This is a genomic window from Streptomyces sp. NPDC048643, assembly GCF_040650615.1.
Classification (GTDB): Bacteria; Actinomycetota; Actinomycetes; order Streptomycetales; family Streptomycetaceae; genus Streptomyces.
Window position 1 is genome coordinate 173,306 of the sequence record NZ_JBEZHO010000007.1, and the last position, 26,131, is coordinate 199,436.

A 26,131-nucleotide genomic window follows, 5' to 3' on the forward strand; every position below is an offset into this window, starting at 1 on the left:
GTGAGTGCACCTGTGATCCTCGTGACCGCCGCACACGGCAACCAAGGAAAGCGTCTCGTCCCACGGCTGGTGGCGGCAGGAGCCGAACTGCGCGCCTGCGTCCGCTCCGACACGTCCGCGCGAGCACTGCGCGCCGCGGGCGTGACCGACGTCCTCGTCGGAGATCTCGCCGATCCGGAGGTGCTGGCCCGCGCCATGCGCGGCGTGGAGAGGGTGTACTACGTCGGGCCCGCCCTGCATCCCGATGAGCGGGCGACGGGGTTCGCCGCCGTAGACCTCGCGAAACGGGCGGGCGTGACGCACTTCGTGTTCAGCTCGGTGCTGCACGCCATCACCACGGACCTGATCCAGCACGAGATCAAGCGGGACATCGAGGAGCACCTGGTGTCGTCCGGCCTGGAGTTCACCATCCTCCAGCCGGCCAACTACATGCTGCGGCACCGGCTGCTCCCCGCCTTCCAGGACGGCGTCTTCCGGTTGTCGTGGTCGCTCGACCGCCGCCAGTCGATGGTCGACGTCGACGACGTGACGGAGGTGGCGGCGGCCGTGCTGGCCGACCCTCGCAGACATGCGGGCGCCACGTACGAGCTCGTCGCACCCGGCCGTTTCACGGCCCACGACCTCGCCCGTGTCGTCTCCGAGGTGACGGGCCGTGAGGTCACCGCAGAGGAGATCGACGCGATGGACTTCCTCAAGGCGTCCCTCGGCGTGCTGTCCCTTGAGGATGTCCCCTACCAGGCTGAGGTGTTGCGCGCGATCAGCGCCCGCTACAGCAGCCACGATTTCATCGGGAACCCCAACGTGCTCACGTGGCTGCTCGGCCGGCGACCCACGTCTTTCGAACAGTTCGTCCGCAGAGAGTTCCGCGCCTTCGAAAAGCAGATGGAGAAGCCATGTCCGGGCCCGTAGACGCCGCCCTCTTCCGTGAGACCTTGGGCCACTATCCGACCGGGGTGGCCGTCGTCACGACGGTGGCGGACGGCGGGGCGCCGGACGGCATGGTCGTCGGGACCTTCTCGTCGGTCTCTCTCGATCCGCCGCTGATCGCCTTCTTCCCGGCTGCCGACTCGCGCAGCTTCGATCGACTTCGGACAGCCCCGGCATTCTGTGTCAACGTCCTGGCCTCCGACCAGGAGCCACTGTGTCGGCAGATCGCGACCAGCCAAGAAGGGAAGTTCGACGGAGTGGGCTGGCGCCCGGGCCCGTTGGGCTCGCCCGTCCTTGACGGGGCGGTGTCGTGGGTCGAGTGCACCTTCGAGGAGGTCCGCGAGGCGGGGGACCACTTCATCGTCCTGGGCCGGGTGCACGGTCTCGCTGTCGAACGGTCGACGCTGCCGCTGCTGTTCTTCCAGGGCGGCTACGGGCGCTTCTCACCCGGATCCTTCGTCGCCGCGCCCGACCCGGAGCTCATCCAGGCGGCCCACGTCGCCGAGACGATCAGAGCCCAGGTCGAGGAGCTCAGCACCGAGTTCTCGGTCACCTGCAGCGTGCTGGCCAATATCCGCGACGACGCGGTCCAGGTACTGGCCACCAACCAGGGCGTCGCCGACGACTCGCCCCCGCTCGGACACCGGCAGCCCGTCATTCCGCCGATGGGAGCCGTCTTCATGACGCACGCGACCTCGGCCGAGGTGGACGCGTGGCTGCGTCGCGCCCCTGACGACGACGGCGAGATGCGGGATCTCCACAGAGCCTTGCTCAACAAGGTCCGCGCGTGCGGCTACTCCCTCCTTGCGACAGAGCCGCTCCTGCTGGAGAGCCATCGGGCGGCGCTGTCCGCGTTCGAGAAGTCCGACCGTCTGCCGCGTCAGGAGCGCGTGGTCCAGCAGGCGACAGCGAAGCTGGCGGAGCTCTTCTGTCCCGACTTGGTGCCGGGGGAGAGCTACGACCTTGCTTCGATCGTCGTCCTCCTCCCCACGAAGGCCGATCTGCCCCAGATGGCGCTGCGGATGACCGGGCTGCCCGGATCCGCGTCGGCGGCTCAGGTCGAGTCGTGGATCGAGGGGCTCCAGCGGGTCGCTCAGAGCGTGCCCACCGCCTGATCGGCTCTCTCGACGCTGCGGGGAATGCGGCTACGCGCCCTGCCGGGGGTGCTGCGCCGCAACGGGGGCGTGCGGTGTGTCGCCGAGGGCGCCGAGAATCGTCCGCAGCTGGGTGAGCGCGTTGCTGAGGGCCGCGGTCGGTACGTCGGACAGAGCGCCGTGAAGCGCGGCGGCCGCCGCGGTGGTGACGGCGTGCGCGGCGGTGACACCCCCGGGCGTGAGGCGCACGTTGTGGCTTCGCCCGTCATGGGGGTTGGGCACGCGCGACACGAGGTCGCGGGCCTCCAGCCGGCGTAGGACGTTGCTCAGCCCGCCGGTGGTCAGCAGCAGGCGCGTGACCAATTCCTTGGGTCGAAGCTGGTAGGGCTCACCGGCGGAACGCAGCGCGCCGAGCACGTCCAGTTCCGCGGTCGTGAAGTCCTGTGCCGCAAGCGCTGGGGCGATGGCGCGCTCGAGCAGGCCCTGCAGGCGAACGACGTGTTGGGAGAGCACGAGCGTCAGACGTTCGCCGCTCAGCTCCAGCTCACTGTCACCGGTCATGGTCCGATCATAACCAACAATGCTTTCGTGATACCTTTCAGGAAAGGTATATCAAGGAGGTCCTGATGGCGGCCATAACCGCGATCGACGATGTCCGCGTGTTCAGGGGTGACGGCCTGACGGCGCCGCGGCGGGTGTTCGTCGACGGCGGGGAGATCGTCGCCGACGGAATCCCTGACGTGGTGGTGGCCGGCGCGGGCAAGTTCCTCCTCCCCGGCCTGATCGACTCGCACGTGCACACGCTGGGGCGGGACGATTTGGCGAACCTGGCCCGGTCGGGTGTCACCACCGGCCTGGACATGGCGACCTGGCCGCTCCCGTTCGTCACCGAGATGCGTGCGCAGGCAGGCGTCGCACAGATCCGTAGCGCGACGACGCCCGCGGTCGGCCCGGGCGGCAACCACGCGAAGATGCCTGGCTTCCCCGCTGACGGCATCGTCACGACCCCGCAGGAGGCGCACGCCTTCGTCGAGCGGCGGATCGCCGACGGCGCCGACTACATCAAGATCGTCACGGAGGCCGCGCCGCCGGAAGGCATGGACCAGACGACCGTGAACGCCGTCGTCGAAGCGGCGCACGAGCGCGGTCTCCTCGTCGTGGCGCACTCGATCACCACCGGCGCTTTCCGGGTCGCGGTCGAGGCCGGCGTCGACATCAGTACCCACGCACCCCTCGACGCCGTCCTCGACGACGACACCGTGGTGCGCATGCGGGACGCCGGGATGGTGTCCTCGCCCACCTTGACGATGATGAAGGGCATCGCAGGCGCCCGGGCAGGGGCAGGGCTCAAGTACGAGTACGCCCGCGACACGGTGACCAAGTTCCATGAGGCCGGCATCCGCCTCCTGGTCGGCACCGACGCGAACTCGGCACCCGGCGTCCCCTTCGCCCCCCGGCACGGCACCTCCTTCCATGCCGAGCTGGAGCTCATGGTCGAGGCCGGACTGACGCCCGTCGAGGCACTGCGCGGGGCCACGACGCTCACCGCGCGCACCTTCGGACTCGACGACCGTGGCGCGATCGAACCGGGCCGCCGCGCCGACCTGGTTCTGGTCAGGGCGGACCCGACCGCCGACATCACCGCGACGCGCGCCATCGATGGAGTCTGGATCGCCGGGGAACGCGTTCGCTGAGCGGCGGACAACATCTGAGGCTGCCGACAAGTGGCCCGTGCACATACGCACCATGAGGACAACAAGCAAGGACATGGCAATGGCCCACGCCGGCAAAGGCTCATCACCGCGACTGCGAACCGCGCTGGACGCTGTGCCGGTCTATGTTCCCGGCAAGGCGGCCGCCTCCGGCTGGAAGCTGTCCTCCAATGAGAATCCCTACCCTCCGCTCGCCGGCGTGCTGGAGGCCGTCACCCTTGCCGCCGGGCACATGCACCGCTACCCGGACCCGCATGGCACCGAGCTGACGGACCGACTGGCGGAGCAGCTCACGGTTCCCGCAGCGCACGTCGCTCTGGGTACGGGTTCGAGCGGGCTGCTGCAGCAACTGATGCAAACAGCCGTCGACCCGGGCGACGAAGTCGTCTATGCCTGGAGGTCCTTCGAGTCCTATCCCATCGTCACGCGCCTGTTCGGTGCCACCCCTGTGGAGGTGCCGCTCACCGGGGACGAGACACACGACCTCGACGCGATGGCACAGGCGATCACCGACCGGACCCGCCTGGTGTTCGTGTGCACGCCCAACAACCCCACCGGAAGGGCCCTTCGGCGGGACGAACTGGCGCGGTTCCTCGACGGTGTGCCGGTCGACGTGCTGATCGTCCTGGACGAGGCGTACGTGGAGTTCAATACCGACCCCCACTGCGCCGACGGCGTGGAGCTGTACCGGAACCGGCCGAACGTCGTCGTCCTGCGAACCTTCTCCAAGGCCTACGGTCTGGCCGGGCTGCGGATCGGCTATGCCGTCGCCCACGCACCGGTGGCCGAGGCGCTGCGCAAAACCGCCGTACCCTTCGGAGTCTCCACCGCGGCGCAGTGCGCCGCGCTCGCCTCCCTCGACCGGCAGGCCGAACTGATGGAACGCGTCGCCGACCTCGTCAGCGAACGGGTACGCGTACGCGAGGCGCTGCTGCGACAGGGCTGGACCGTGCCCGAGAGTCAGGCCAACTTCCTCTGGCTGCGCCTCGGCGAACAGACCACTGCTTTCGCCGAGCACTGCCGTGAGGCCGGAGTGATGGTGCGGCCCTACGGCCAGGACGGCGTACGGATCACCATCGGTGAACCGCAGGCCAACGACGTCCTGGTGGCCGCGGCCGCTCGGTATCGCTGAGTTGCAGGCGGCCAGAGGCGTCTCGGTCGCGAACGGTTCTAGGGCTCTTGTGGTGGAGGTGTGTTCGCCGGCCGGTGGTCGCCCAGGAGCGCAAGGGCGAAAGCGGTGAGGTGATCGGCCAGGACCTCGGCGTCGTCGGCCATGCCCTGCTCCAGCCAGTCGATCACCACCTCCGTCACTCCGGCCACCAGGCCGAGCAGGACGCGCTCGCGGCGCAGGTGATCGGCGGGCCCGGGCGCGGTGTCCTGGATGAGGCGGCCGAAGAGTTCGGCGTCCTTGCGCAGCAGCCCCCGGCGCCGGAGTTCCATGCGAGGGGCGTTGATGTAGATGACCCGTGCCGAGTCCGGGTGATCGGCGAGGAGGTGCACCAGCGCCGTCATCATGGGCCGTAGCAGCGCGTCGAGGTCGGCGGGCTCCTGCGGCACCGCCGCGGCCACGCCGGCGAGCAGCCATTCGTTCTGCTGACGGTGCACCGCGAGCAGCAGGCTCTCGCGGTCCGTGAAGTGTTCGTAGAAATAGCGCTTCGACACCTTCGCGCGCGCACAGACATCGGCAACGGTGACATCGTCGAACGCGTTCGCGGCGAAGAGCTCGAGGCCCGCCTGGATCAGGCGCTCACGCCGTTCGGCCACGCGTGCCTCGCGGGACCGTCCTCCGTATGTCTCGCCCCGTGTGCGTTCGCCCGCCGCATTCCCGCTCAACCCGTTCCCCTTCCCGGACGCGAACCCGTCCTGCTTCCGTGGCCGGTCCGCCGCTCAGACCCTAGTCACCAGCCCGGTGCGGAACCGGGAAATGAATCTGGAACTCTCGCGTTCCTGACTCTTGTGCGGCTGTCGGATCCGCTCACATACTGCTTGCCGCACCGCTCTCCCAGCGCACCCCTGCGCCGCGCCCCTCCATCTGGGGGCCAGCGGTGAAGCCGCACCCGGGCTACCCGGGCCGCTGCGCAGCCCGGCACATCTCTACCCACAGGAGTCGCCGCGTGTCCGTCCCATCCTCCGCCCTGGATGTCCCTACGCCGGGCGTGGTCGCCGCGCTCTGGCACCGAGAGCTGGGCAGCTATCCCCGACCGGCACGCCGCTACACGTATCTCGGGATCGTCGTCGTCACGACCGTGGTGCTGTACTACCTGCTCTACATCCAGTACGCCGTGGCCACCTCGATCATGGCCCACTACGACATGACATTCGGCTACTTCATCATGCTGTCGGTCGTGGGCAACGCCGTCGGCGCCTTCGCCTCCCTGGTGGCGGGCCTCGCCGATCGGTGGGGCCGGGCCAATCTTGTCGTCTACGGCGTGCTGCTGGCAGCCGTCCTCGTCCTGTTCCTCCCGAACGCACCGGACAAGACGACGTACCTGGTGCTGTTCTGCGCCCTGTACTTCATCGAGGGCATCGTCCTCGTCGCGACGCCCGCGCTCATACGCGACTTCTCGCCTCAGCTCGGTCGTGCCACCGCCATGGGCTCGTGGACGATGGGACCCATCGTCGGCAGCCTCGTCGTGACCACAGTGACCAGCGCGACCCTGGACACCGCCACCTGGCAGGACGAACTGCGCTATGCAGGGGTGGCCGCTCTCGTGGTCTTCGTCGTCGCCCTTTTCGGTCTGCGGGAGCTCTCCCCGCGTCTGCGCGACCAGGTCATGGTGAGCCTGCACGACCGTGCCCTGATCGAGGCCCGGGCACGGGGTACGGCCCCCGAAGTGTCAACCTCCGGTCACTGGAGGCAGATGCTGCGCCCCGGCATTCTGGGTCCGGCCTTCGCCATCAGCGTCTACCTGCTGTTCTATTACGCCGCCGTCGGCAACCTCGTGATCTACTACTCGGCCGTTTACGGCTACAGCGAACAGCGCGGGAACGCCCTCGGCAACTGGTACTGGGCGGCCAGTGCTCTCGCCCTGATCGCGGCAGGCGTGTCGTCCGACCGGCTGAAGGTGCGCAAGCCCTTCATGATCGTGGGCGGCGTCGGCTCGGTGGCATGCACGGCCGTCTTCGCCTCGCTGGCCACCCGGCCGGAGACGGGGTACTACACGTTCGCCTGGCTCTTCGTCGCCATGGGCCTTTTCAGCGGGCTCACCTACGCACCGTGGATGGCCGCCTTCACCGAGACCGTCGAGCGGCACAACCCAGCGGCCACAGCGACGGGTTTGGCCGTGTGGGGGTGGATCCTGCGTGTGGTGGTCGCCGTTTCCGCAGCCTTCCTGCCGGTCGCGGTGACCTCGGTGACCCCGATCGCCGAGCACGGCCACGAGGTCCAGATCGCGCAGGCCGAGGCCGGTCCCGCTCTGGCCGTCGTACATGCTCATCCCCAGCTGTTCGCCGAACTCGCCGAACACCCGCCGGGCCAGATCCCGCCCGAGCTGCAGGCGCGAGCCGTCGAGGAAGTCGGGCCGGCCGACCTGGCTCTCGTCCAGAAGGCGCAGCCGCAGATGGAAGTGCTCAAGGCGTACGGCTCCGAGGTGTCGAAGGCGTCGAAGGAGGGGCCCTCCCAGTGGCGTGACTGGTGGTTCGTGTGCATGGGCGGACAGGTCCTTTTCCTGCCGTTCGTCTTCGCCATGAAGGGCCGGTGGAGCCCACAGCGGGCCCGCGAGGACGCCGCGGCACACCAGGAGGCCGTTGACCGGGAGATGCGCCGACTGGAGCAGCCGGTCTGACCCTCAGCGCCCTGCCCGTGAGCGAGGGAGCCCATCGCGGCCCCTCGCCACGGTGGGCGCCGCCGCATCGGTATCGGCACGACGAACCAGAAAGTAGAGACCTCCGTGGCATCACATGCCCAAGTCCTCATTGTGGGAGCCGGATTCTCCGGCATTTCCCTGGGACACGCGTTGCGGGAATCCAAGTTCACCGACTTCCGCATCCTCGAACGTGGATCCGACGTCGGCGGCGTATGGCGTTCGAACACCTATCCCGGATGCCGCTGCGACGTCCCGTCCCACCTCTACTCCTTTTCCTTCGCCCCCAATCCCGACTGGACTTCCACCTACTCACCCCAACCGGAGATCCAGGACTACCTCCGGCGCTGTCTGGACCGCTTCGGGCTCCGCCCTCATCTGCGCACCGGAGTCGAGGTCGAGGAAGCCCGCTGGGACGAGGGCGACCAGCTCTGGCACGTGACCACGAACACGGGGACGTGGACCACCCAGGTCCTCGTCAGCGCCGTGGGGCCGCTCACCGAACCCAAGCTTCCCGAGGTGCCCGGCATCGACCGCTTCAGGGGCACGATCATGCACTCGGCGCGATGGGATCATGCGCACGATCTGACCGGGGAACGCGTCGCCTCGATCGGCACGGGCGCCTCCGCCATCCAGTACGTGCCCGAGATCGCCGACCGCACCGGCAAGCTCTTCGTCTTCCAGCGCAGTGCCCCCTGGATCACCCCGCACGACAAGAGGCCGATCCCCGACGCCGAACGCGCCAGATTTCGTGCACGCCCGTTGCGGCAGAGGATCGAGCGCGGAAAGGCCTACATTTCCAAGGAGTTGCTCGTTCTCGGCTTCGCCAAGCACCCACGCCTCATGGGGCTGCTCCAGAACGTCGCGCGCAAGCACCTGGAACGTCAGGTGAAGGATCCGATGCTGCGCCGCTCCCTCACTCCGGACTTCACCCTGGGATGCAAGCGGATCGTCCCCTCCAACGCGTGGTACCCCGCCCTGCAGAAGCCCGGTGTGGAGCTCGTTCCACATGCGCTGCGCGAGATCCGAGAACGCAGCGTGATCGACGCCGCGGGGGTGGAGCGCGAGGTGGACACCATCATCTTCGCCACCGGATTCCATGTCACCGACCTTCCCATCGCCGACAAGATCCGAGGACGAGACGGTGAGTTGCTGAGCGACGTCTGGGCGGGATCGCCGCGTGCCTACCTCGGAGTGTCCGTGCCGCGCTTCCCCAACTTCTTCATGTTCCTCGGCCCCAACTCCGGCCTGGGACACAGCTCGATGGTCTACATGATCGAAGCCCAGACCGCGCACGTGAAGAACGCCATCCGCGCCCTCGACGTCACCGGCTCGGCCACTGTCGAAGTCGACCAGCAGACCCATGACCGGTACAACGCCGAACTCGACCGCAAGCTGGCCGCGACGGTGTGGGAAACGGGCGGCTGTCAGTCGTTCTACCGCGACGCTAACGGCCGCAACGCCACCCTCTACCCCGACTGGACATTCACGTACCGACGGCATGCAACCCGCTGGAAACCGGACGCCTACCACCTGACCCCGCCGGCACCTCGATCCCCGTACCGGCAGCCCAACACCACCGTGGACGCCTCATGAAGGCCACGAGCCTCAGCCGGGGTCTCCTGCAACTGGTCGACCTGCCGACACCGCGGCCCAAGGCCGGACAACTCCTGCTCGACGTCAAGCGGTGCGGAATCTGCGGCTCCGACCTCCACTCCCGTCTCCACGGCGACGACCTCGCCGACGCGCTCGAACTGTGCGGCTATCCGCGCTACATGCGCTCCGACCAAGACGTCGTCATGGGGCACGAGATCTACGGCGAGGTGGCCGAGCACGGGCCCTGGACCTCGGACAAGCTCAAGCCGGGTACACCGGTGGTCACCATCCCTCTGATCCGGAGCGGCCGCCAGGTCGACGGCCTCGGCCTCTCCGCCCACGCTCCCGGCGGCTACGCGGAACAGGTCGTCGTCCAGGAGTCACTCACCCTGCCCGTCCCCAACGGCCTGCGTCCCGATGTGGCCGCGCTCACCGAACCCATGGCGGTCGCCTGGCACGCCGTCAACCGAGCCGAGACGACCCGCAAGGACACCGCGATCGTCCTTGGCTGCGGTCCCGTCGGCCTCGCGGTCATCTCCGTACTCAAAGCCCGTGGCGTGGCGACGGTGGTCGCGAGCGACTACTCCGCGGGCCGGCGGGCGCTCGCGAGGAACTGCGGCGCCGATATCGTGGTCGATCCCGCCGTCGAGTCGCCCTGGGCCACAGCGCCGGCAGCGCGTAACGGCTTCAGAGCCACCATGCCCGAGGAGTACAACGACGGCATTGACGCCATGGAGAAGATGGCACGGCTGCCCATGCCCTGGTGGACCACCTGGCGCGCTTTGGAGAAGGTGGGCGCGACCACCCCGAAGCGTCCGGTGGTGTTCGAGTGCGTCGGTGTCCCCGGAATGCTCGATGGCGTCCTGGCGGCTGCGCCGCTGCACTCGCGCGTCGTCGTCGTCGGCGTCTGCATGGGGGCCGACACCATCCGGCCCTCTCTGGCGATCAACAAGGAAATCGATGTGCGCTTCGTCGTCGGATACACACCGCTGGAGTTCCGTGACACCCTCCACGCTCTGGCCGACGGCTCCCTCGACGCCTCGCATTTGGTCACAGGAAAGGTGGGTCTCGCCGGCGTTCCCCAGGCTTTCACGGCGCTGAACGACCCGGAGACCCACGCCAAGATCCTCATCGACCCAGCCATCGGCTCGGAGCAGATCGCGACAACGTGACCGGGGGAGAAGCGCGGTCAGGTGCCGAGTCGCCGCAACCGTGTGGATGACCGCGGGCGGATCTCAGCCCGGAGCAGGCGGTGTGGGCGACTGGTGACTGTGGGAGGGGAGCGTTCTACTTGACTGGGCTGTCAGCGCTTTGTCGGCATCGGCTCGGTAGGGGGCGCGCTGGTGTTGTGCGCGTGAATGATGCGGAGCGCCTTCTCGCGGTCCCGCTGATCAAGGGCGTCGACCAGATCGCGATGGAGATCGTGCCGGTGCGCGATGTACTCGCCCAGCGGCTGGTCACTTGCAGGCAGAACCGACAGGGTATGCGACTCGATCAGGTCCAGCAGGTGGGTATAGAGCGAGCTGAGCAGCGCGTTCGGGCTGATTGCGGCAATGGCTGCGTGCAGACGCCAGTTGGCGTGGACGAAACCGACCGCGTCAGCGGCCGTCACGGCCTTCTCCATGGCGGTGATGTGCCGGCGCAGCCCGGCAACGTCGGCCGGTGAGGCGTGCCAGAGGGCGTCTTCGATCAGGAGCGGGTCAAGGGCGTCGCGAATGCGGACGGCTTCGGCGACGTCGTTGTGCCGGGCGTCGAGGGCGAGGACCGAGTTGCCGAGCCGGACCATCGGTGACTGTTCGGCACTGAAGATGCCACCCCCCGGGCCGGGCTTCACGGTGACCAGACCGCGCGCCTGGAGCAGGCGCAGAGCTTCGTTGAACGTGCCGACGGACACCGAGCACAGTGTTCGCAGCTCTTCCTTGGTTCCCAGGCGGGAACCCGGCCCGACGCTTTCGATCAGTTCTGCCACCCGGTCGGCGGCCCGATCGGCTCTGCCGGTCCCCCCGCCTCGGAGCGAGGTCTCGCTGCGAACTGCCCCGGGTTGTACGGAACCCGCGAAGCCGCGCGGCTTGTCGCCGGAACGGCTGGACACGGAGCGGCTGGGCCTGTCGGGATCCACCGATGTCTCGGTGGTGCTCTGGGCTGCGTGATCGGGGGTCGAGGGCACGGTGACTCCTTCAAGCCTTCATATTCATCATGCTCATTATGCTCGAACCTCTTGACGTTCGATATGCGGGGCTGCAACATCAAGGGTAATCATCATGATGAATTGCTGGTGGGTGGGCAAGGGGCCGTTGTCGCCGACGGCAGCCTCGCCGGCTCAGTGACAAGGCGCCCCCTTGTCGACATGGCACCGAGGGCCCGCTTCCCTTCCCTTCGGGAGACACATCGTGCGTATCGCCAACCTCTCCGGCCGTCTGGCCCTCATTGTCGACGGTCAGGCCGTCGACGTCGAACAGGCCAGTGCCGGACACTTTTCCGCCGACCCGCAGGCCGTCTATGAGCGATGGGAGGAGTTCCGCGCCTGGGCAGCAACCAGGCGCCTGCCTGAGGGCCGGGCGTTCCAAGCGGCCGAACTGGGCTCGCCCGCTCCTGCACCCCGGCAGACCCTGGCCATCGGGCTGAACTACCGGGACCACGCATCCGAGTCCGGATTCGCCGTGCCCGAAGGCCTGCCGCCCGTCTTCACCAAATTCGTCACCAGCATCAGCGGTCCGCTCAGTGAAGTGAAGCTGCCCGAAGGCGGTGACACCGACTGGGAGGTCGAGCTGGTGGCGGTCATCGGGCCCCGTGCGGAGGCCGTTCCGGAGGAGGACGCCTGGGGCCATGTCGCCGGACTGGCGGTGGGGCAGGACATCTCGGAACGGATCACCCAGCTGGCCGGTCCCGCACCCCAGTTCAGCCTGGGCAAGTCGTTTCCCGGATTCGCTCCGATCGGGCCGTGGCTGGTCACGCCGGACGAGTTCGACGATCCCGACGACCTGGAACTGAGCTGTGCCATCAACGGTGAGGAGGTCCAAAAGGGCCGCACGCGTGACCTGATCTTCTCCGTGCCCGCCCTGATCTCCAAGCTGTCCGCCGTGCTGCCTCTGCTGCCCGGCGACGTTGTCTTCACCGGCACGCCGGCCGGCGTAGGCCTCGGCCGAGATCCGCAGCGATTCCTCTACGCGGGCGACGAACTCGTCAGCACGATCGAGGGCATCGGCGAACTGCGTCAGACATTCACCGTCTGAGCCACCCGGGCCGACAGACGAAGGAGTCGCGAAGTCCCATGGCACTACACCGTCTGACCTCCATCACCATGGGGGTCCCCAACATCGTCGAGACCGCCGCCTACTACACCGACTTCGGGCTCGCCGCAGACGGCGACGGCTGGTTCACCACTCGCGACGGCGGACGCCAGTTGCGTATCGTCCACGCCCCGGCCCGCCGCCTCGTGGAGGTCCGTGTCGGCGTGGACGCGCCGGACGACCTCGCGGAAGCGGCTTCGCGTCTGAAGCGGCTCGGCAGTGACAGCGTGATCGAGGGCGGCATGCTGACCGCGTACGACAAGGCCACCGCCGTACGCGCCGTTCTGGAAGTCGCCCCCCGCCTGGCCCAAGCTGCGGTCGCGGCCACCGTCTACAACGGACCCGGACGCACCGACCGCACCGGCAGCCGTGCGCCCGGCGTCCTGCGCACCGACCGGGTCCGGCCTCGCAAGCTCGGGCACGCCGTCATCGGCACCACCGACTTCGATGCCACGACCGCGTTCTTCCGCGACGGGCTCGGCTTCAGGGCGTCCGACTACATCAAGGGCCATGGCGCGTTTCTGCGCTGCTCCACCGACCACCACAACATTCTGGTCCTGGCCGCGCCGGTCGCCTTCCTGCACCACTCCTCCTGGCAGGTCGATGACATCGACGACGTCGGCCGGGGGGCCGCGGCCATGCTGGAGGACAACCCCGAGCGGCACATATGGGGTCTCGGACGCCACCACGCCGGATCCAACTTCTTCTGGTACCTCAAGGACCCGGCCGGCAACTTCAGCGAGTACTACTCCGACATGGACTGCATCGTCGACGACCAGCGATGGACGCCCGAGGTCCTGGAGGGCGCCAAGGGCCTGTTCAACTGGGGACCGCCACCCCCGCCGTCGTTCCTCGCTCCTGACGATCTCGCAGCGCTGATGACCGGCAGCCACAGCGAGTCGAGGTAACGCGGTGAACACACCATCATCGAAGGTCCACGACGTCGCGATCGTCGGCTACGGCCCGGTCGGCCAAATGCTGGCCCTGCTGCTGGGCAGGGCCGGGCACGACGTCATCGCCTTGGAGCGCTGGCCCAAGCCCTACCACCTCCCGCGTGCGGCGCACTTCGACCACGAGATCGCCCGGATCTTTCAGGGGGCGGGGGTGGGACAGCAGGTGAACGCGGTCGTCGACCCAGTGCCGGACCACTACGAGTGGCGCAACCCGGCAGGTCAGGCCCTGGTGCGCATCGACTGGTCCGGCAACGGCATCTCCGGCTGGCCCATGGCGAACTTCTTCAACCAGCCCCAGGTGGAGGACATCCTCACCGCGGCCGTGGAGAACCTCTCAACGGTCGCCGTCCGCCGCGGGTGTGAGGTCGCCGGTCTGCAGCCGACCGGCGACCACGTCCTATTGACCACCAAAGGCCAGGACGGCGCAGGTCAGGTCCGGGCCCGGTACGTCATCGGTGCCGATGGTGCGAACAGCCTCGTCCGCTCCCACATGACGACGTCCGTCACGGACCTCGGCTTCTTCTACGACTGGCTCATCGTCGACACACGGCCGCACGACCAGGCCGAATGGTCTCCGAAAAACTGGCAGTTGTGCGATCCGAAGCGCCCCACGACGATCGTCTCGGGCGGCCCCGGCCGACGCCGCTGGGAATTCCTGCGCCTTCCCCACGAGAGTGTCGACGAACTCAGCACCGAGCAGATGGCATGGCGCCTGCTGGAGCCCTGGGGCCGCACGCCGGACAACACCTCGATCGAACGACACGTCGTCTATACCTTCCAGGCCCGCTGGGTCGACCGCTGGCGTGAGGAACGGCTCCTCCTCGCCGGTGATTCGGCGCACCTGATGCCACCCTTCGCCGGACAGGGCATGTGCTCCGGAGTACGTGACGCCCTCAACCTGGCCTGGAAACTCGACCTTGTTCTCCACGGCCTTGCCGATCCAGCGCTGCTGGACACCTACACGTCCGAGCGCAGCGAACATGTGCGGCACGCGATCGGTATGTCCATGGCCTTGGGGGAGGTCATCTGCGTCCTTGACCCGGACGAGGCCGCGGCGCGTGACGCCCGCATGATCGCCGCAGGTGCCGACCCCCGGCACGCACTGCCCCCCACTCCACCTCCTCTACTCGGCGACGGCATCCTCCAGCGAAAGGCCGACGGCACCCGGGCCTCCGACGTCGGCCACCTCACTCCGCAATACGAGCTGACGCATCAAGGCCGCACCGCTCTGCTCGACGACTTCACCGGTGGCGGTTTCACACTCCTGACCGATGGCGCCGCACAGCTGGGGGCCCTCGACACCGCCGACCGGGACTTCCTCACCACCATCGGCGTCGCCGTCGTCGCTCTGTACGAGGACAGCTCCCCGCGTGACGGCTACCTCGACGCTCCCGACGGCTACCTGTCGCACATGCGGGAAAACAGGCAGGTCGCGGCCCTGGTCCGCCCCGATTTCTACCTCTTCGGCACCGCAAACGACGCGACAGGCCTGCGAGAACTAGTGGCCCAACTGCGCGGACAGTTGCAACAGCCTGCCGCTCCCTCCGACCGCACAACGGCGCCCGACGCTTTGAGGGCCGTCTCCGAACAGTGAAACCCGCTCGCAGACGGCGCCGTCACCGACCGTGGCGCGCGGGAACCCCACACCCGTGAGCCATCGCGCCTCCGGCACCACGAGCCGGGAGCACGCCTCCACGCCCGGGCCCCCCTACCACCGCTGCCGGCCCCGGGCCCGGGCGCAGCCGGGCGCCAGAATCCGGACGCGCTCGATCAGATCCTCGAAGGACGTCAATGGACAAGTCATCTCCCTCCGCGGCTGACGCCGTGGCCGACATCGCCAACGGTGCGTCACTCGCTGTCGGCGGCTTCGGCCTCTGCGGCATACCCAGCACCCTCATCTCAGCCCTCTATGTGCAGGGTGCGGGCGGCCTGCACATCGTCTCCAACAACTGCGGCACCGACGACCACGGACTCGGCATGCTGCTCGGCGCGGGCCGCATTGCCCGCGTCACGGGCTCATACGTCGGTGAGAACAAGGAGTTCGCCCGCCAGTACTTGACCGGTGAGCTGGAGGTCGAGCTGGTGCCTCAAGGCACCCTGGCCGAACGGCTGCGGGCAGGGGGCCATGGCATTCCCGCCTTCTACACTCCTGCGGGCGTGGGCACTCCCTTGGCAGAGGGTGGCATCCCCTGGCGGCACAACGCTCACGGTGATGTCGCCGTTGCTTCGCCGGCCAAGGAGACTCGCGTCTTCGACGGGCGGGAGTACGTCCTGGAAGAGGCCCTCATTTGTGACTTCGCTCTGGTGAGGGCGGCACGGGGGGACCGGCACGGCAATCTCGTCTTCGACAAGTCCGCCCGCAATTTCAACCCCCTGGCCGCGATGGCCGGCCGGGTCGCCATCGCCGAGGTGGAGGAGTTGGTCGAGCCGGGTGTCCTGAGCCCGGACGAGATCCATCTGCCTGGGGTCTTCGTCCAGCGCGTCGTGGCGCTCACTGCGCAACAGGCCGCCGACAAACAGATCGAGAGGCGCACGGTCTCGGCGCCCGAAGCACGAGGAACGGTGGCAGTCTGATGGCCTGGAACCGCGAGGAGATGGCGGCCCGCGCGGCGACCGAACTGCGGGACGGCGACTACGTCAACCTCGGCATCGGCCTGCCCACCCTGGTCCCCGGCTTCCTCCCCGACGGCGTACACGTGGTCCTCCAGTCGGAGAACGGCATCCTCGGCACCGGGCCCTACCCCGCCGAAGCCGCGGTGGATCCGGACCTGATCAACGCGGGCAAGGAGACCGTCACGGTCCTTCCGGGCGCCGCCTTCTTCGACTCGGCCCTCTCCTTCGGCATGATCCGGGGCGGACACATCGACACCGCCGTCCTCGGAGCCATGCAGGTGTCCGCCTCGGGCGACCTCGCCAACTGGATGATCCCGGGCAAGATGGTCAAGGGCATGGGCGGCGCGATGGACTTGGTGCACGGCGCCCGCCAGGTCATCGTCCTCATGGAGCACACCGCCAAGGACGGCAGCCCCAAGATCGTCGAGGCGTGTTCCCTTCCGCTGACCGGACGCGCCTGCGTGCAGCGGATCATCACCGATCTCGGCGTTGTCGACGTCACCGACCGCGGCCTCGTGCTGACCGAGACGGCGCCGGACGTCACGCCCGAGCAGGTAGTCGCGGCCACCGCGGCAAATCTGCGGATATCCGAGACGGTCATGGCAGCGACCGGGTGAGATCCTCCGCCGGCCCGGTGTGTCCCCAGCTGCCACCGCTGACGGTCTCGGCGGACACCCTCCCGCTGCCTTCCACGTCGCCGGGGTCGAGGGCGCCGTTGAACGCGATGTGGGTGGCGAGGTCGGCGCCCACCGCAAGAGCCCTGGTTCAGGTGTCCGGTAGGCGGCCGGGGTGTCGTCGATGGGGGTTCGACCGCAGCCATGGTGACTGCTTGCGAACCTCCGTGCGTCGGAGGTCCTCCCCGTCCGCACTCGCGGACGCGTGCGATCAGGCTGGTCCGTGGCAGCCGCCCCGGAGCGGATCGTCAGCACGGACTTGAGATCGTGATGGTGGTGTCCCAGACCTTGCTGGCCCACCGAGGGCCCGGCACGTACGCGGCCGTCTCCCGGCACCCGATGGAACGTCCCAGGCGAAGAGCGGCCCCACCGTGATGGTCGCTGCTTTCCACCCGGACCTCAGGCCGAGAGGTGACAGGCGTTGGCGTCCGCAAGACGCTCGTAGACACGACGCACCGCAGGCACCAGCCCGGCGGCGGCTTCCGGATCGGCGCGCTCGTCGCGGAGGCGCAGGATGTTGCCGTTGCGCCGGTCCGAAGGAACGTGGGCGTCGCGCGCGGTGATCAGCGCGTGGAAGTGCGGATGGTTCTCGCCGAACACCATCAGGTACGTTGCCGGCGCACCGGTCGCTTCGGTGACTGCCCCGACCAGGTCGCGTGCGCGGCGACCGAATGAGGCCAGTTCGGTGTCGTCGAGGCCGGTGATGCGTTCGGCGTGCCGACGTAGCCGCAGGACGAACCAGCCGGGCACGTCGTAGCCGGGCACCACTTGGCCGGACCACAGAGGGTCGCGGAACACGACGGCACTGTCTTCGGTCTGTTCCAATCCGCACATGAAGCAGTCGGCGTGATGGCTGGAGGCGCTCAAAGGTTCCCCTCGACAGTGGTTAATGGGGGCTGCACCGGTGTTTCGGGGCACCCCAGGGTGCCGCCTCGTGTCGGCACCCCTGGTGATCCGGCCTTGTGGCCCGCCGCGTGCTCAGACGGCGCCGGTGAGGACGAGCATCGGGTCGGGCATGGGCGTCCTGAGGGCCCAGGCCCGGTGCACCAGGTCGTCGACCGCCGCCCCGGAACGACGGGCGGCGAGCATGGCCTCCGGGTCGAAGGCAGGGCCGACGGCATCGGCGCTGTACTCCGGACCCCTCATGTAATGGGTGGCCTCGTCAGGATCGGCGAAGTTGTCGATCTGCATCTCGACGAAGCCCCCGTCCGGATCCTGGTAGTACAAGGACGTGGTGACACCGTGCGCGATGCACACCGCAGGCGCCACCCCCTTGTCGCGCAGCAGTTCATAGCGGCCGAGAAGGTCGTCGAGGTGACCGAAGGTATAGGCGACGTGGTGGGCCGAGGCCGTCGTGGGCTTCTTGCGTTCCAGAGGCACCGGGGGAGTGAGCAGGGCGACGCGGTGGTGCTCCTCGTCGTAGGTGATGAAGCAGAGGCTGTCGTTCTGGAACACCACGTGGCCGTCCAGAACGGCGCAGTACCAGTCCCTCATGGCGGTGGGATTGCTGGTCTGGAACACGACGTGCGCGAACTTCGGTGTGGCGGTCATTCGATCCTCCTCGATCGAATCTGCGGGCGTGCGCCCGGGCGGGCTGTCACCGGGCGGCGGTCAGGCGGGCGATCCGGTGACGCGTTGGCGCTCTCACCATCTGTCAGCTCCCAGGTACGCGGGAGCGTGAGGCTGGGGGGTGTCAGGTCTGGGCGACGAAGCGCTGGCGCAGTTCGCCGATGCCCTCGATGGTGCTGACCAGCTCGTCACCGGGGGCGAGCCAGCGCTGTGGATCGCGGCCCAAGCCGACGCCGGCCGGCGTACCGGTGAAAATGACGTCGCCGGGCAGCAGCGGGATCACGGAGGACAGACGGGCTACCAGCTCGGGCACGGAGAAGATCAGGTCGCTGGTGCGGCTCTTTTGTACCTCTTCGTCGTTCACCGTGCACCGCAGCGCGAGGTCGTCGGGGTCGTCGAACGCGTCGGGAGTGACCAGGTAGGGGCCTATGGGGGCGAACCCCGGGAAGGACTTGCCGAGACTGAACTGCGGTGCAGGTCCTTCGAGTTGGGTGATGCGCTCGGATATGTCCTGTCCCACGGTCAGGCCGGCGACATGGCCCCAGGCCGAGTCGGCGCAGACATGATGGGCACGGGTTCCGATGACGGCGACGAGTTCGATCTCCCAGTCGGTGTGGCCGCCGGGCGGCAGGACGACATCGGTGACCGGGCCGGTGATGCTGGTCGCGAACTTGGTGAAGACCGGTGGCATGGTGACGGGGAGGGCGAAGCCCGACTCGGCCGCGTGGTCGCGGTAGTTCAGGCCGGCGGCGATGATCTGCCGCGGGGCGGGCGCGGGGGCGCCGAGCCGGACCGGATCAACGGGGTTCCCTTCCGGCAGGCGGGCTTGCGCCGCCCACGCGCGGAATTCCTCCCACTCCTCGTAAACGGCCTGCGGGTCCGCGGCGAAGCGGCCACTGCTGGCCTTCTCGACGTCGACGGCGAGACCGTTGACGATGAGAACCAGGCGGCCGGAGAGGTTGGCGATGTGCACGGAGCTGCTCCTGAGTTTCTTGGGTGGAGTGGCGCTCGACGCCAGGCAGGGGCCTGCTGCGGCGAGAGCCACACCGGATCCGCCAGGACTGCGCTGAGGTCGGCAGGGCTGTCGTAGAGCCCCGCACCGTCGGGCCGCGCGGCGGACGTGGTCCTGATCACACACTAGGTAGCTATATGTGATAACAGCAAGGACTTGGATCGACTTTTTTCGTTCACGTAGTCAGCAGGCCTGCATTGAGGGCAGCGCTGGCACCCGAGGACGGGCTGGTGCGCCGCTGGATCAGCGGGCCGCGGTCCGGCGCAGTAGCGGGGCGAGCCGGAAGGGGACCAGCTGACGCATGACGAGCGCGGTGCTGGTGCGTTCCACTCCGGGGATGTCGAGGATGCGGCCTGCCACGCGGTACAGGTCCTCGGCGTCGGTCGCGGCCACATGGACCAGTAGGTCGGTGTCGCCGCTCAGCCCGTGCACCTGGAGGACCTCGGGAATTGCAGCGAGCGCACGTGCGACCTCGTCCAGCCTGCGTTGGGCGACCTGGGTGGTGACGAACGCGCTGAGCGGATAACCAAGAGCCGCAGGATCGATACGTCGCTCGAAGGACTGCACGGAGCCGTTGCGGTCCAGGGCCGCCAGGCGTGCCTGGACGGTGTTGCGGCTCAGTTCGCTCGCCTCGGCGAGGGCCACCGTGGTGGCCCGGGGCTGAGCGGCAAGGGCGAGGAGCAGGCGCGCGTCGGTGGGGTCGATCCGCTCGGAGCTGGGCACGATGGGCACCTTTCGAGGCTGGGAGGACGGGGGATTGGGCATTCTGCGCAATTTCTCAGCTGGTTCTTGTGCAGCATCCCTGCCCGGTGGTCAGCTCGTCCACAACGATCCTGCCCCTGGCGGCACGCCGCCGACCGTGATCCGGTCGTGAGCCGGCCCGATGTGCGCCGGGGCACCCGGTGCGCGCCTCCACGCCGCCGTGGCACGTCCCAAGTCACAGCCAGCCGCTCGTCCGCGGGCTGGGTGTGCCCAGCGCGAGGGAGACCGTTTCGCCATGACCACCGCACCAGCCGCCCCCCGGCGGACCACAGCCGTCGCCCACGACGTGCTCCACGAGATCGAGGACCGCCTGCTGTGGCTCTCCAGCGCGATCGTGCACCACGCCAACCGGGTGCGGCCGAACCCGTCCGGACTCAAAGTGGGTGGTCACCAGGCCTCGTGTGCCTCGATGGTGTCGATCATGACGACCCTCTGGTTCCGTCATCTGCGCCCTGAAGACCGGGTCTCCGTCAAGCCGCACGCCTCGCCGGTCCTGCACGCCATCAACCATCTGCTCGGCGAACTCGACGCCTCCCACCTGACCACGCTGCGTGCCTTCGGCGGGCTCCAGAGCTACCCGAGCCGGTCCAAGGACCCGGACACGGTCGACTACTCCACCGGCTCGGTCGGCATCGGCGCCACGGCGACGATCTGGGGTGCCCTGGCTCGCCGTTACGTCGACAAGCGCGCTGATGGGGCCTTCAAGGGCCGCCAGTACGCGCTGGTGGGCGACGCCGAACTGGACGAGGGCGCGGTGTGGGAGGCGGTGCTCGACCCGCAGGTCGCCGACCTCGGTGAACTGGTCTGGATCGTCGACCTCAACCGGCAATCCCTGGACCGCATCGTGCCGAACATGTCCGCCGGGCGACTGCACGCGATGTTCGCCGCGGCGGGCTGGCAGGTGCTCACCGTCAAGTACGGCACCCTGCTGGAGCGGCTGTTCGAGCGCCCTGGCGGTGCCTCGCTGAGAGCCCGAATCGACGAGATGGCCAACCCTGAATACCAGCGTCTGCTGCGCTGTTCGGCCGATCAACTGCGTGAGCGGTTGCCCGGTACGGGCGCGGAGGCCTCGGCGATCGGTGCACTGCTCGCGGAGACCGACGACGACACCCTGATGAGGGCGGTCCGCAATTTGGGTGGCCACGACCTCTCCGCCCTCGACAACGCGCTGTCCGAGGTGGATGACCACCGTCCCACTGTGATCTTCGCTTACACCATCAAGGGCCACGGCCTGCCCACCCAGGGGCACCCGCAGAACCACTCCTCCCTGCTGACCGATGACCAGATGCGGCAACTGGCCGACGAGGTGGGCACCGACCTGGACACCCCGTGGCAGGGTTTCCCCGGAGACTCGGCGGCGGCCCGCCTGTGTGCCGAGACCGGGACGCGGTTGCTTCGAAACCCTGTCACCGAGGCGCCGCCCCCTGCTGTCCCCACCGACATCGGCCGTACGCCGACAGGGGTGGCGACGACCCAGGCAGCCCTTGGCCGTACGCTGCTCGACCTGACCCGCAGCGCGCCCGAGGCGGCCCGCCGCGTGGTCACTGTCAGTCCCGACGTCAGCTCCTCGACCAATCTGGGCGGCTGGGTCAACAAGGTCGGCGTCTGGTCGCCCACCGAGCGCGTGGACTGGTTCGCCGACGACACGGAGACCATCCTGCACTGGCGTGAACGCCCGACCGGCCAGCACATGGAGCTGGGCATCGCCGAGACCAACCTGGTCGGTGCGCTCGGCGAGTTGGGCGCGACCTGGAGCCGCTGGGGCGAGCCGCTGCTGCCCATCGGCGTGATGTACGACCCCTTCGTGAACCGTGCTCTGGAACCCTGGTCCTACGGCATTTACGCCGGCGGCCAGTCGATCCTGGTCGGTACGCCGTCCGGCGTCACCCTGGCCCCCGAGGGCGGCGCCCATCAGTCCATCACTACGCCGTCCCTCGGCGTCGAACAGCCCGGCTGCACGACCTGGGAGCCCGCGTTCGCCCTCGACACCGAGTGGACGCTGCTGGCCGCCCTGTCCCGCCTCGGCAGGGCCGACGGAGGTTCCGCCTACCTGCGCCTGTCCACCCGGCCCGTCGACCAGGCCCTCGCCCGGATCCCGAGCGACCCGGCGGCGCGGGAACGCCGCCGCCGCCAGGTCGTGGCCGGCGCGTACCCACTGCGCCGGCAGGGCGGGGCGAAGGTCACCATCGCGGTCATGGGCGCTCTGGTGACCGAGGCCCTGGCCGCTGCGGACCGGCTCCAGAACCTCGGTATTCCGGCCGACGTCATCTGCGTGACCAGCCCGGGACTGCTCTACAAGGCCATGGACGCCCGCGCCGGCCATGGTGAGGCGCCCGACTGGATCCTGGACCAGGTCTTCCCCACGGAGCGGGCCACACCACTGGTCACCGTCCTGGACGGGCACCCGCACACACTGGCCTTCCTGGCCACGCTCCACCGCGTGCCGAACCGTCGCCTGGGCGTCACCCGCTTCGGGCAGTCCGGGTCCCTGGACGAGGTCCACCGGTACCACGGCATCGATACCGACAGCATCGTCAGTGCCGCTCTGGACCTCACGCAGTGAGCCGCCGACAAATGCCCTTCGGGGCCGACGCGTTGTCGTCGGCCCCGGAGGGCTGCAGGCCTGTCACTCAGTCCACTTCAAGGACGTCTCGACAGCAGATTCGAACAGGCGTGGATGCCGCGCATGTGCGGTGGCCCCGGCTGGTCCGGCACGGAGCCGACACCGGCGCCCAGGCAGGAGTTGCGGCCGGACCCGGCGCTCCCACGGTGTCCGCCGCGGACTTCGTCGCCGGTCCGGCACAGCCCGGGGGAGCACGCTGGACAAGAGGTTGAACGTGCCTGACGGCTGGGCAGCAGATCGTGGATCACGGGTACACAGCCGTATGTCCCCTCGCTGTGTGCGGACGACCAGGGGACACACGGACACCGTGGTGGAGCGGGGAGGAGGTCAGCCGGTGACAGGTGCGTACTCGATCCCGCCCACCCACACGCGCCGGACGGCACGTGTGGCGGTGATGTCGGCAAGTGGGTCGCCATCGATCAGCACGAGGTCGGCGCGATTGCCGATGCGGACGGCGCCGCGGTCCCGTAGGCCGAAGGCCTGGGCCGGCAAGCTCGTGGTGGCCCGCAGCGCCTCACGGGTGGTGAGCCCGGCACGGACCAGCAGCTCCAGTTCGTGGTGCAGGCTGATGCCGTAGGGCGGCTGCACCGGGATCCCCGGTGTGAGGTTCGAGTCCGTACCGGCCAGGATCCGCGCCCCCGCCCGGCGCAGAGCGGTGACGCTGCCTTCGGCAGCCGCGTAGTTCATACCCGGAATCCCCAGGTTCCCGAATCCCTCCATCATCGTGAGAGTGGGGACCGCGACGGTACCCGAGGAGACGTACCGCGCCGCCACCGAGGCCGACAGTGCGCTGTCCATGGGCACGTGATGGATCATGTCGACGCCCGCGTCCAGGGCGCGCACCACCGTTGCCGTCGAGGTCGCGTGGGCCATGACGAGCTTGCCTGCGGAGTGCGCCGCCGTCGTCACCGCCTTGATGGTCTCCGGCGACAGCCCCGGTTCGTCGATGATGATCTTTATGTAGTCCGAGCCCTCGGCGACCCGGGAGCGTACGAACTGGGTGGCCTGCTCGGGCGCGGTCAGCACCGCGTCCGAAGGGAAGGCCGGGATCTGGCTCTGCGGACTCCCGGGTGCCACCGCGGGCGTTCCTGCGCTCCGGATGTCCGTCAGACCCGGCAGTCCGCGCAGCGAGTTGACGAGCGACGGCGGAAAGGTGGCCATGTCCAGGCCGGTCGTCACGCCGGAACCGGCCAGCGCGTGCAGGGTGTTGACGTCGCGCAGGTGAATGTGCGCGTCGGTCAGACCGGGGAGCAGCACCGCACCGCCGCAGTCGATCCGGCGCGCACCGAGCGTGCTGATGCCGATTCGTCCGTTCTCGATGACGACGGTGCGTCGGGAGGTGATCTGATCGCCGTCGAAGATGCGGACATTCGTCAGGGCCATCTTGTCGCCTGGCTGGGCGGCGTGGTCGTGCGCGTCCGCCGAGGCGGGCGCGGCCAGCGCCGACACTCCCGCGACGGCGGCGCCGGTCGCGGCCGTGATCTTGAGGAAGTCACGCCGGTTCGTGTGGTTGATACACATCGTTGTGCCTTTCTGCGGGGCGGGTGCGGAAAGAACAGCGTTCGTGTCCCGGGCTGCGCTGAACACTTCGCAGATGGCCGTCCGCGCGTCGTGTCCGAGGGAGCGGCCTGCGCCATCCAGCCTGGCCGTGCGGGCGTGGACGGTCAGAGGGTGGCGGTGCCGATGGAGCGCGGCTCGGCGCCGCCGGTCGAACAGCGGGTGCCACGAAGACGCACCGACCGTAACCGCTATATGTGATAACAGCAACCCTTCGGCATCCTCATGTTCATCCGCCGACTTCCCTGTTGGATCGGCCCGTTCGGATTCGGCCTCGCCCGGGCATTGACACGAGCAGGGAAGGGACTTCAGCATCACTCCCAGTTCCCTGCGGTGCGACCGCGTCGGATGGAGCTTTCCACGTTCCATCCGGGTCCGTACCGCCATCACGTCCGTGCGCCCAGCGACGCTCACGGCGACCTCACGCTCCGCCTGCGGCACCGTGTCGGTGTCTCCAGGAGCGCACCCTTCCGAACGCAGATGCCCGCCGCTGCGCTGCGTGGCCCACGGTTGCGAACGAACCTCTCCTTTCCGTACCGCTGCGCGCGGTCCGGTGTCGTCGGGCAGCCGTGCTCACCCACACCGCACCGAGTCTTCGACGGCTCGTCGTGCCTTCCCACGCGCGCATTTCCACATGAGGAGTACGGACATGAACCCCACTCCCGGCACACCCACGGCCGGGGCTCGCCCCGCGGCCGCGGTGGCCCTCGGGATCGTCATCCTGTGCATCGAGGGCTACGACCTCTTCATCCTGGGTGCAGTCGGCCCCTCCCTGCTTCACCATTCCGACTGGGACGTGACCAAGTCGACGCTCGGTCTCCTGGGCGGGATCACGGCACTTGGCATGCCCCTGGGCTCCATCGCCGCCGGCTGCCCATGGTCATCAGCCTCGCCTGGCTCTCCCTGGCCATGCTGCTGAGCGCCGTGGCCGCCGACCTTGCGCAGTTCGGCGCGACCCGCTTCCTTACCGGTATGGGCATCGGCGCTCTGATCCCCTTGGTCACCGCGTACGTCAGCGAGGCAGCTGACCCCAGTCGGCACTCCCTGCAAGTGGGCACCGCCACGACGGGGTTGGCCCTGGGCGGCATCGTCACCGGCGTCGCCGGCCGGCTGCTGCTGCCCGAGTGGGACTTCCGCACCCTGTTCCTCTTCGGCGTCTTCCCCCTGATCCTGATCCCCGTGGTGTGGCGTCTGGTGCCCGCCGCGCTCCAGGACCACCCGGCGGAGCCACTGATGGAGAGCGCCCCGCGCGCCGAGCCGGAGCAGCCCGGCAACCGGCTGCGCGAGCTGCTCGGCCCGCGGTACCGCCGTTCCACCCTGCTGTTCTGGGCGGCCACGTTCGCAGGCCTCGTCATCGTCTATGGCGCCAGCACCTGGCTGCCGACTTTGATGGTCGACAGTGGGTACGACCTCAGCTCCTCGCTGGAGTTCTCCATCTCCTTCAACGTTGGAGCGGTCATCGGCACTCTCGGGGCTGCTCTGGTCGCCGATCGTGGACTGTTGAAGATCTCCACGATCGTCAGCTTCCTTCTCGCCGCCGTCGCCATGATCACGTTGAGCACCCCGCAACCCCGCCCCCTGCTCCTGGCCGCCTCCGCCCTTGCCGGCTTCGGCGCCCTCGGCACCCAGGCACTCGTCAACATCTACGTCGCCCACGCTCACCCGGCCCGGCTGCGGGGCACCGCACTGGGCTTCAGCCTCGGCGTCGGCCGCCTCGGAGCCATCGTCGGCCCCAGCTACGTGGCCGCCGTCACCGTGCTGATCCCGTCGTCCAAGGCCGGCTTCTACGCCTTCGTCGCCCCCGCGCTTCTCGGCGCGCTCCTGACAGGCCTGCTGCGCGCGGGACACCGCACGCCCGCCGCGGCGCCCGCCGGCGCACCCGCGCCGGCGGAACCGCCCCTCGCTCATTAGCCCCGGCCCTCACGCGAAATCCCCGGCGATGCGCG

Annotated in this window: 23 protein-coding genes; 14 read left to right on the forward strand and 9 right to left on the reverse strand. The window is 68.7% G+C overall.

Annotation, left to right across the window (positions count from 1 at the left end):
• Both AB0C62_RS09905 and AB0C62_RS09910 read left to right on the forward strand, forming a co-directional pair.
• Complete coding sequence (locus AB0C62_RS09905; protein WP_362971354.1) at window positions 1-909, forward strand: NmrA family NAD(P)-binding protein; 909 nt, start codon at window positions 1-3, stop codon at window positions 907-909.
• Window positions 894-2,042: a flavin reductase family protein gene (locus AB0C62_RS09910; RefSeq protein ID WP_362971356.1), complete on the forward strand. Its 1,149-nt coding sequence runs from the start codon at window positions 894-896 to the stop codon at window positions 2,040-2,042. The genes AB0C62_RS09905 and AB0C62_RS09910 overlap by 16 nt, the downstream gene beginning before the upstream one ends.
• Window positions 2,043-2,072: 30 nt before the next feature.
• Here the strand turns inward: AB0C62_RS09910 and AB0C62_RS09915 are convergent, their stop codons facing one another.
• Window positions 2,073-2,582: a MarR family transcriptional regulator gene (locus tag AB0C62_RS09915; RefSeq protein ID WP_362971358.1), complete on the reverse strand. Its 510-nt coding sequence runs from the start codon at window positions 2,580-2,582 to the stop codon at window positions 2,073-2,075.
• Window positions 2,583-2,647: 65 nt separating this feature from the next.
• On the opposite strand from AB0C62_RS09915, the gene AB0C62_RS09920 reads away from it, so the two are divergent.
• Both AB0C62_RS09920 and hisC read left to right on the forward strand, forming a co-directional pair.
• The gene (locus tag AB0C62_RS09920; protein ID WP_362971360.1) at window positions 2,648-3,715 is read left to right on the forward strand and encodes an amidohydrolase family protein; all 1,068 of its coding nucleotides are present in this window, start codon (window positions 2,648-2,650) and stop codon (window positions 3,713-3,715) included.
• Window positions 3,716-3,794: 79 nt separating this feature from the next.
• Window positions 3,795-4,865: a histidinol-phosphate transaminase gene (hisC, locus tag AB0C62_RS09925; RefSeq protein WP_362971515.1), complete on the forward strand. Its 1,071-nt coding sequence runs from the start codon at window positions 3,795-3,797 to the stop codon at window positions 4,863-4,865.
• A 38-nt stretch (window positions 4,866-4,903) separates the two neighbouring features.
• Here hisC and AB0C62_RS09930 read toward each other — a convergent pair whose 3' ends face one another.
• Window positions 4,904-5,497, reverse strand: a complete 594-nt coding sequence (locus AB0C62_RS09930) for a TetR/AcrR family transcriptional regulator (RefSeq protein WP_362971362.1) — start codon at window positions 5,495-5,497, stop codon at window positions 4,904-4,906.
• Between the two features lie 350 nt (window positions 5,498-5,847).
• Between AB0C62_RS09930 and AB0C62_RS09935 the strand changes: the two genes are divergently transcribed.
• The 3 genes from AB0C62_RS09935 (at window position 5,848) to AB0C62_RS09945 (ending at window position 10,304) form a co-directional block, all read left to right on the forward strand.
• Complete coding sequence (locus AB0C62_RS09935) at window positions 5,848-7,518, forward strand: MFS transporter (protein WP_362971364.1); 1,671 nt, start codon at window positions 5,848-5,850, stop codon at window positions 7,516-7,518.
• Between the two features lie 132 nt (window positions 7,519-7,650).
• Window positions 7,651-9,132, forward strand: a complete 1,482-nt coding sequence (locus AB0C62_RS09940; RefSeq protein WP_362971517.1) for an NAD(P)/FAD-dependent oxidoreductase — start codon at window positions 7,651-7,653, stop codon at window positions 9,130-9,132.
• Window positions 9,129-10,304, forward strand: a complete 1,176-nt coding sequence (locus tag AB0C62_RS09945; RefSeq protein WP_362971366.1) for a zinc-binding dehydrogenase — start codon at window positions 9,129-9,131, stop codon at window positions 10,302-10,304. The genes AB0C62_RS09940 and AB0C62_RS09945 overlap by 4 nt, the downstream gene beginning before the upstream one ends.
• A 131-nt stretch (window positions 10,305-10,435) precedes the next feature.
• Here AB0C62_RS09945 and AB0C62_RS09950 read toward each other — a convergent pair whose 3' ends face one another.
• Window positions 10,436-11,299 carry an FCD domain-containing protein gene (locus AB0C62_RS09950; RefSeq protein ID WP_362971368.1) on the reverse strand — a complete coding sequence of 288 codons (864 nt, stop codon included), beginning with the start codon at window positions 11,297-11,299 and terminating at the stop codon, window positions 10,436-10,438.
• A gap of 223 nt (window positions 11,300-11,522) precedes the next feature.
• Here AB0C62_RS09950 and AB0C62_RS09955 point away from each other — a divergent pair, with 223 nt between their 5' ends.
• The 5 genes from AB0C62_RS09955 (at window position 11,523) to AB0C62_RS09975 (ending at window position 16,605) form a co-directional block, all read left to right on the forward strand.
• The gene (locus tag AB0C62_RS09955; protein WP_362971370.1) at window positions 11,523-12,365 is read left to right on the forward strand and encodes a fumarylacetoacetate hydrolase family protein; all 843 of its coding nucleotides are present in this window, start codon (window positions 11,523-11,525) and stop codon (window positions 12,363-12,365) included.
• Window positions 12,366-12,403: 38 nt separating this feature from the next.
• Window positions 12,404-13,330, forward strand: coding sequence for a VOC family protein (locus AB0C62_RS09960; RefSeq protein WP_362971372.1), 927 nt, complete (start codon window positions 12,404-12,406; stop codon window positions 13,328-13,330).
• A 4-nt stretch (window positions 13,331-13,334) separates the two neighbouring features.
• Entirely contained in the window at window positions 13,335-14,969 is a 1,635-nt protein-coding gene (locus AB0C62_RS09965) for a bifunctional 3-(3-hydroxy-phenyl)propionate/3-hydroxycinnamic acid hydroxylase (protein WP_362971374.1), read from the forward strand.
• 197 nt (window positions 14,970-15,166) lie between these two features.
• Window positions 15,167-15,949, forward strand: a complete 783-nt coding sequence (locus AB0C62_RS09970; protein ID WP_362971376.1) for a CoA transferase subunit A — start codon at window positions 15,167-15,169, stop codon at window positions 15,947-15,949.
• Entirely contained in the window at window positions 15,949-16,605 is a 657-nt protein-coding gene (locus tag AB0C62_RS09975; RefSeq protein ID WP_362971378.1) for a CoA transferase subunit B, read from the forward strand. Before AB0C62_RS09970 ends, AB0C62_RS09975 begins: the two co-directional genes overlap by 1 nt.
• Here the strand turns inward: AB0C62_RS09975 and AB0C62_RS09980 are convergent.
• From AB0C62_RS09980 to AB0C62_RS10000, 5 genes are all read right to left on the reverse strand, one after another.
• Complete coding sequence (locus tag AB0C62_RS09980; RefSeq protein ID WP_362971379.1) at window positions 16,586-16,738, reverse strand: hypothetical protein; 153 nt, start codon at window positions 16,736-16,738, stop codon at window positions 16,586-16,588. The genes AB0C62_RS09975 and AB0C62_RS09980 overlap by 20 nt on opposite strands.
• 323 nt (window positions 16,739-17,061) lie before the next feature.
• A complete protein-coding gene (locus AB0C62_RS09985) occupies window positions 17,062-17,529 on the reverse strand; it encodes a hypothetical protein (protein WP_362971381.1) in 468 nt (155 codons plus the stop codon).
• Window positions 17,530-17,640: 111 nt separating this feature from the next.
• Window positions 17,641-18,213: a VOC family protein gene (locus tag AB0C62_RS09990; RefSeq protein WP_362971383.1), complete on the reverse strand. Its 573-nt coding sequence runs from the start codon at window positions 18,211-18,213 to the stop codon at window positions 17,641-17,643.
• A 142-nt stretch (window positions 18,214-18,355) separates the two neighbouring features.
• Entirely contained in the window at window positions 18,356-19,204 is an 849-nt protein-coding gene (locus tag AB0C62_RS09995; RefSeq protein WP_362971385.1) for a fumarylacetoacetate hydrolase family protein, read from the reverse strand.
• Between the two features lie 282 nt (window positions 19,205-19,486).
• A complete protein-coding gene (locus AB0C62_RS10000) occupies window positions 19,487-19,966 on the reverse strand; it encodes an Lrp/AsnC family transcriptional regulator (protein WP_362971387.1) in 480 nt (159 codons plus the stop codon).
• 274 nt (window positions 19,967-20,240) lie between these two features.
• Between AB0C62_RS10000 and AB0C62_RS10005 the strand changes: the two genes are divergently transcribed.
• Window positions 20,241-22,568, forward strand: coding sequence for a pyruvate dehydrogenase (locus AB0C62_RS10005; RefSeq protein ID WP_362971389.1), 2,328 nt, complete (start codon window positions 20,241-20,243; stop codon window positions 22,566-22,568).
• A gap of 387 nt (window positions 22,569-22,955) precedes the next feature.
• Here AB0C62_RS10005 and AB0C62_RS10010 read toward each other — a convergent pair whose 3' ends face one another.
• Entirely contained in the window at window positions 22,956-24,149 is a 1,194-nt protein-coding gene (locus tag AB0C62_RS10010; protein ID WP_362971391.1) for an amidohydrolase family protein, read from the reverse strand.
• A 516-nt stretch (window positions 24,150-24,665) separates the two neighbouring features.
• Between AB0C62_RS10010 and AB0C62_RS10015 the strand changes: the two genes are divergently transcribed.
• Entirely contained in the window at window positions 24,666-26,096 is a 1,431-nt protein-coding gene (locus AB0C62_RS10015; protein WP_362971393.1) for an MFS transporter, read from the forward strand.
• Window positions 26,097-26,131 lie beyond the last annotated feature (35 nt).

Excerpts from the sequence above, each read along its gene's own strand:
- AB0C62_RS09910 (WP_362971356.1), top strand. The coding sequence starts at position 894 with ATGTCCGGGCCCGTAGACGCCGCCCTCTTCCGTGAGACCTTGGGCCAC.
- AB0C62_RS09915 (WP_362971358.1), bottom strand. The coding sequence starts at position 2,582 with ATGACCGGTGACAGTGAGCTGGAGCTGAGCGGCGAACGTCTGACGCTC.
- AB0C62_RS09920 (WP_362971360.1), top strand. The coding sequence starts at position 2,648 with ATGGCGGCCATAACCGCGATCGACGATGTCCGCGTGTTCAGGGGTGAC.
- hisC (WP_362971515.1), top strand. The coding sequence starts at position 3,795 with ATGGCCCACGCCGGCAAAGGCTCATCACCGCGACTGCGAACCGCGCTG.
- AB0C62_RS09945 (WP_362971366.1), top strand. The coding sequence starts at position 9,129 with ATGAAGGCCACGAGCCTCAGCCGGGGTCTCCTGCAACTGGTCGACCTG.
- AB0C62_RS09960 (WP_362971372.1), top strand. The coding sequence starts at position 12,404 with ATGGCACTACACCGTCTGACCTCCATCACCATGGGGGTCCCCAACATC.
- AB0C62_RS09970 (WP_362971376.1), top strand. The coding sequence starts at position 15,167 with ATGGACAAGTCATCTCCCTCCGCGGCTGACGCCGTGGCCGACATCGCC.
- AB0C62_RS09975 (WP_362971378.1), top strand. The coding sequence starts at position 15,949 with ATGGCCTGGAACCGCGAGGAGATGGCGGCCCGCGCGGCGACCGAACTG.
- AB0C62_RS09990 (WP_362971383.1), bottom strand. The coding sequence starts at position 18,213 with ATGACCGCCACACCGAAGTTCGCGCACGTCGTGTTCCAGACCAGCAAT.
- AB0C62_RS10005 (WP_362971389.1), top strand. The coding sequence starts at position 20,241 with ATGACCACCGCACCAGCCGCCCCCCGGCGGACCACAGCCGTCGCCCAC.
- AB0C62_RS10010 (WP_362971391.1), bottom strand. The coding sequence starts at position 24,149 with ATGTGTATCAACCACACGAACCGGCGTGACTTCCTCAAGATCACGGCC.
- AB0C62_RS10015 (WP_362971393.1), top strand. The coding sequence starts at position 24,666 with ATGCCCGCCGCTGCGCTGCGTGGCCCACGGTTGCGAACGAACCTCTCC.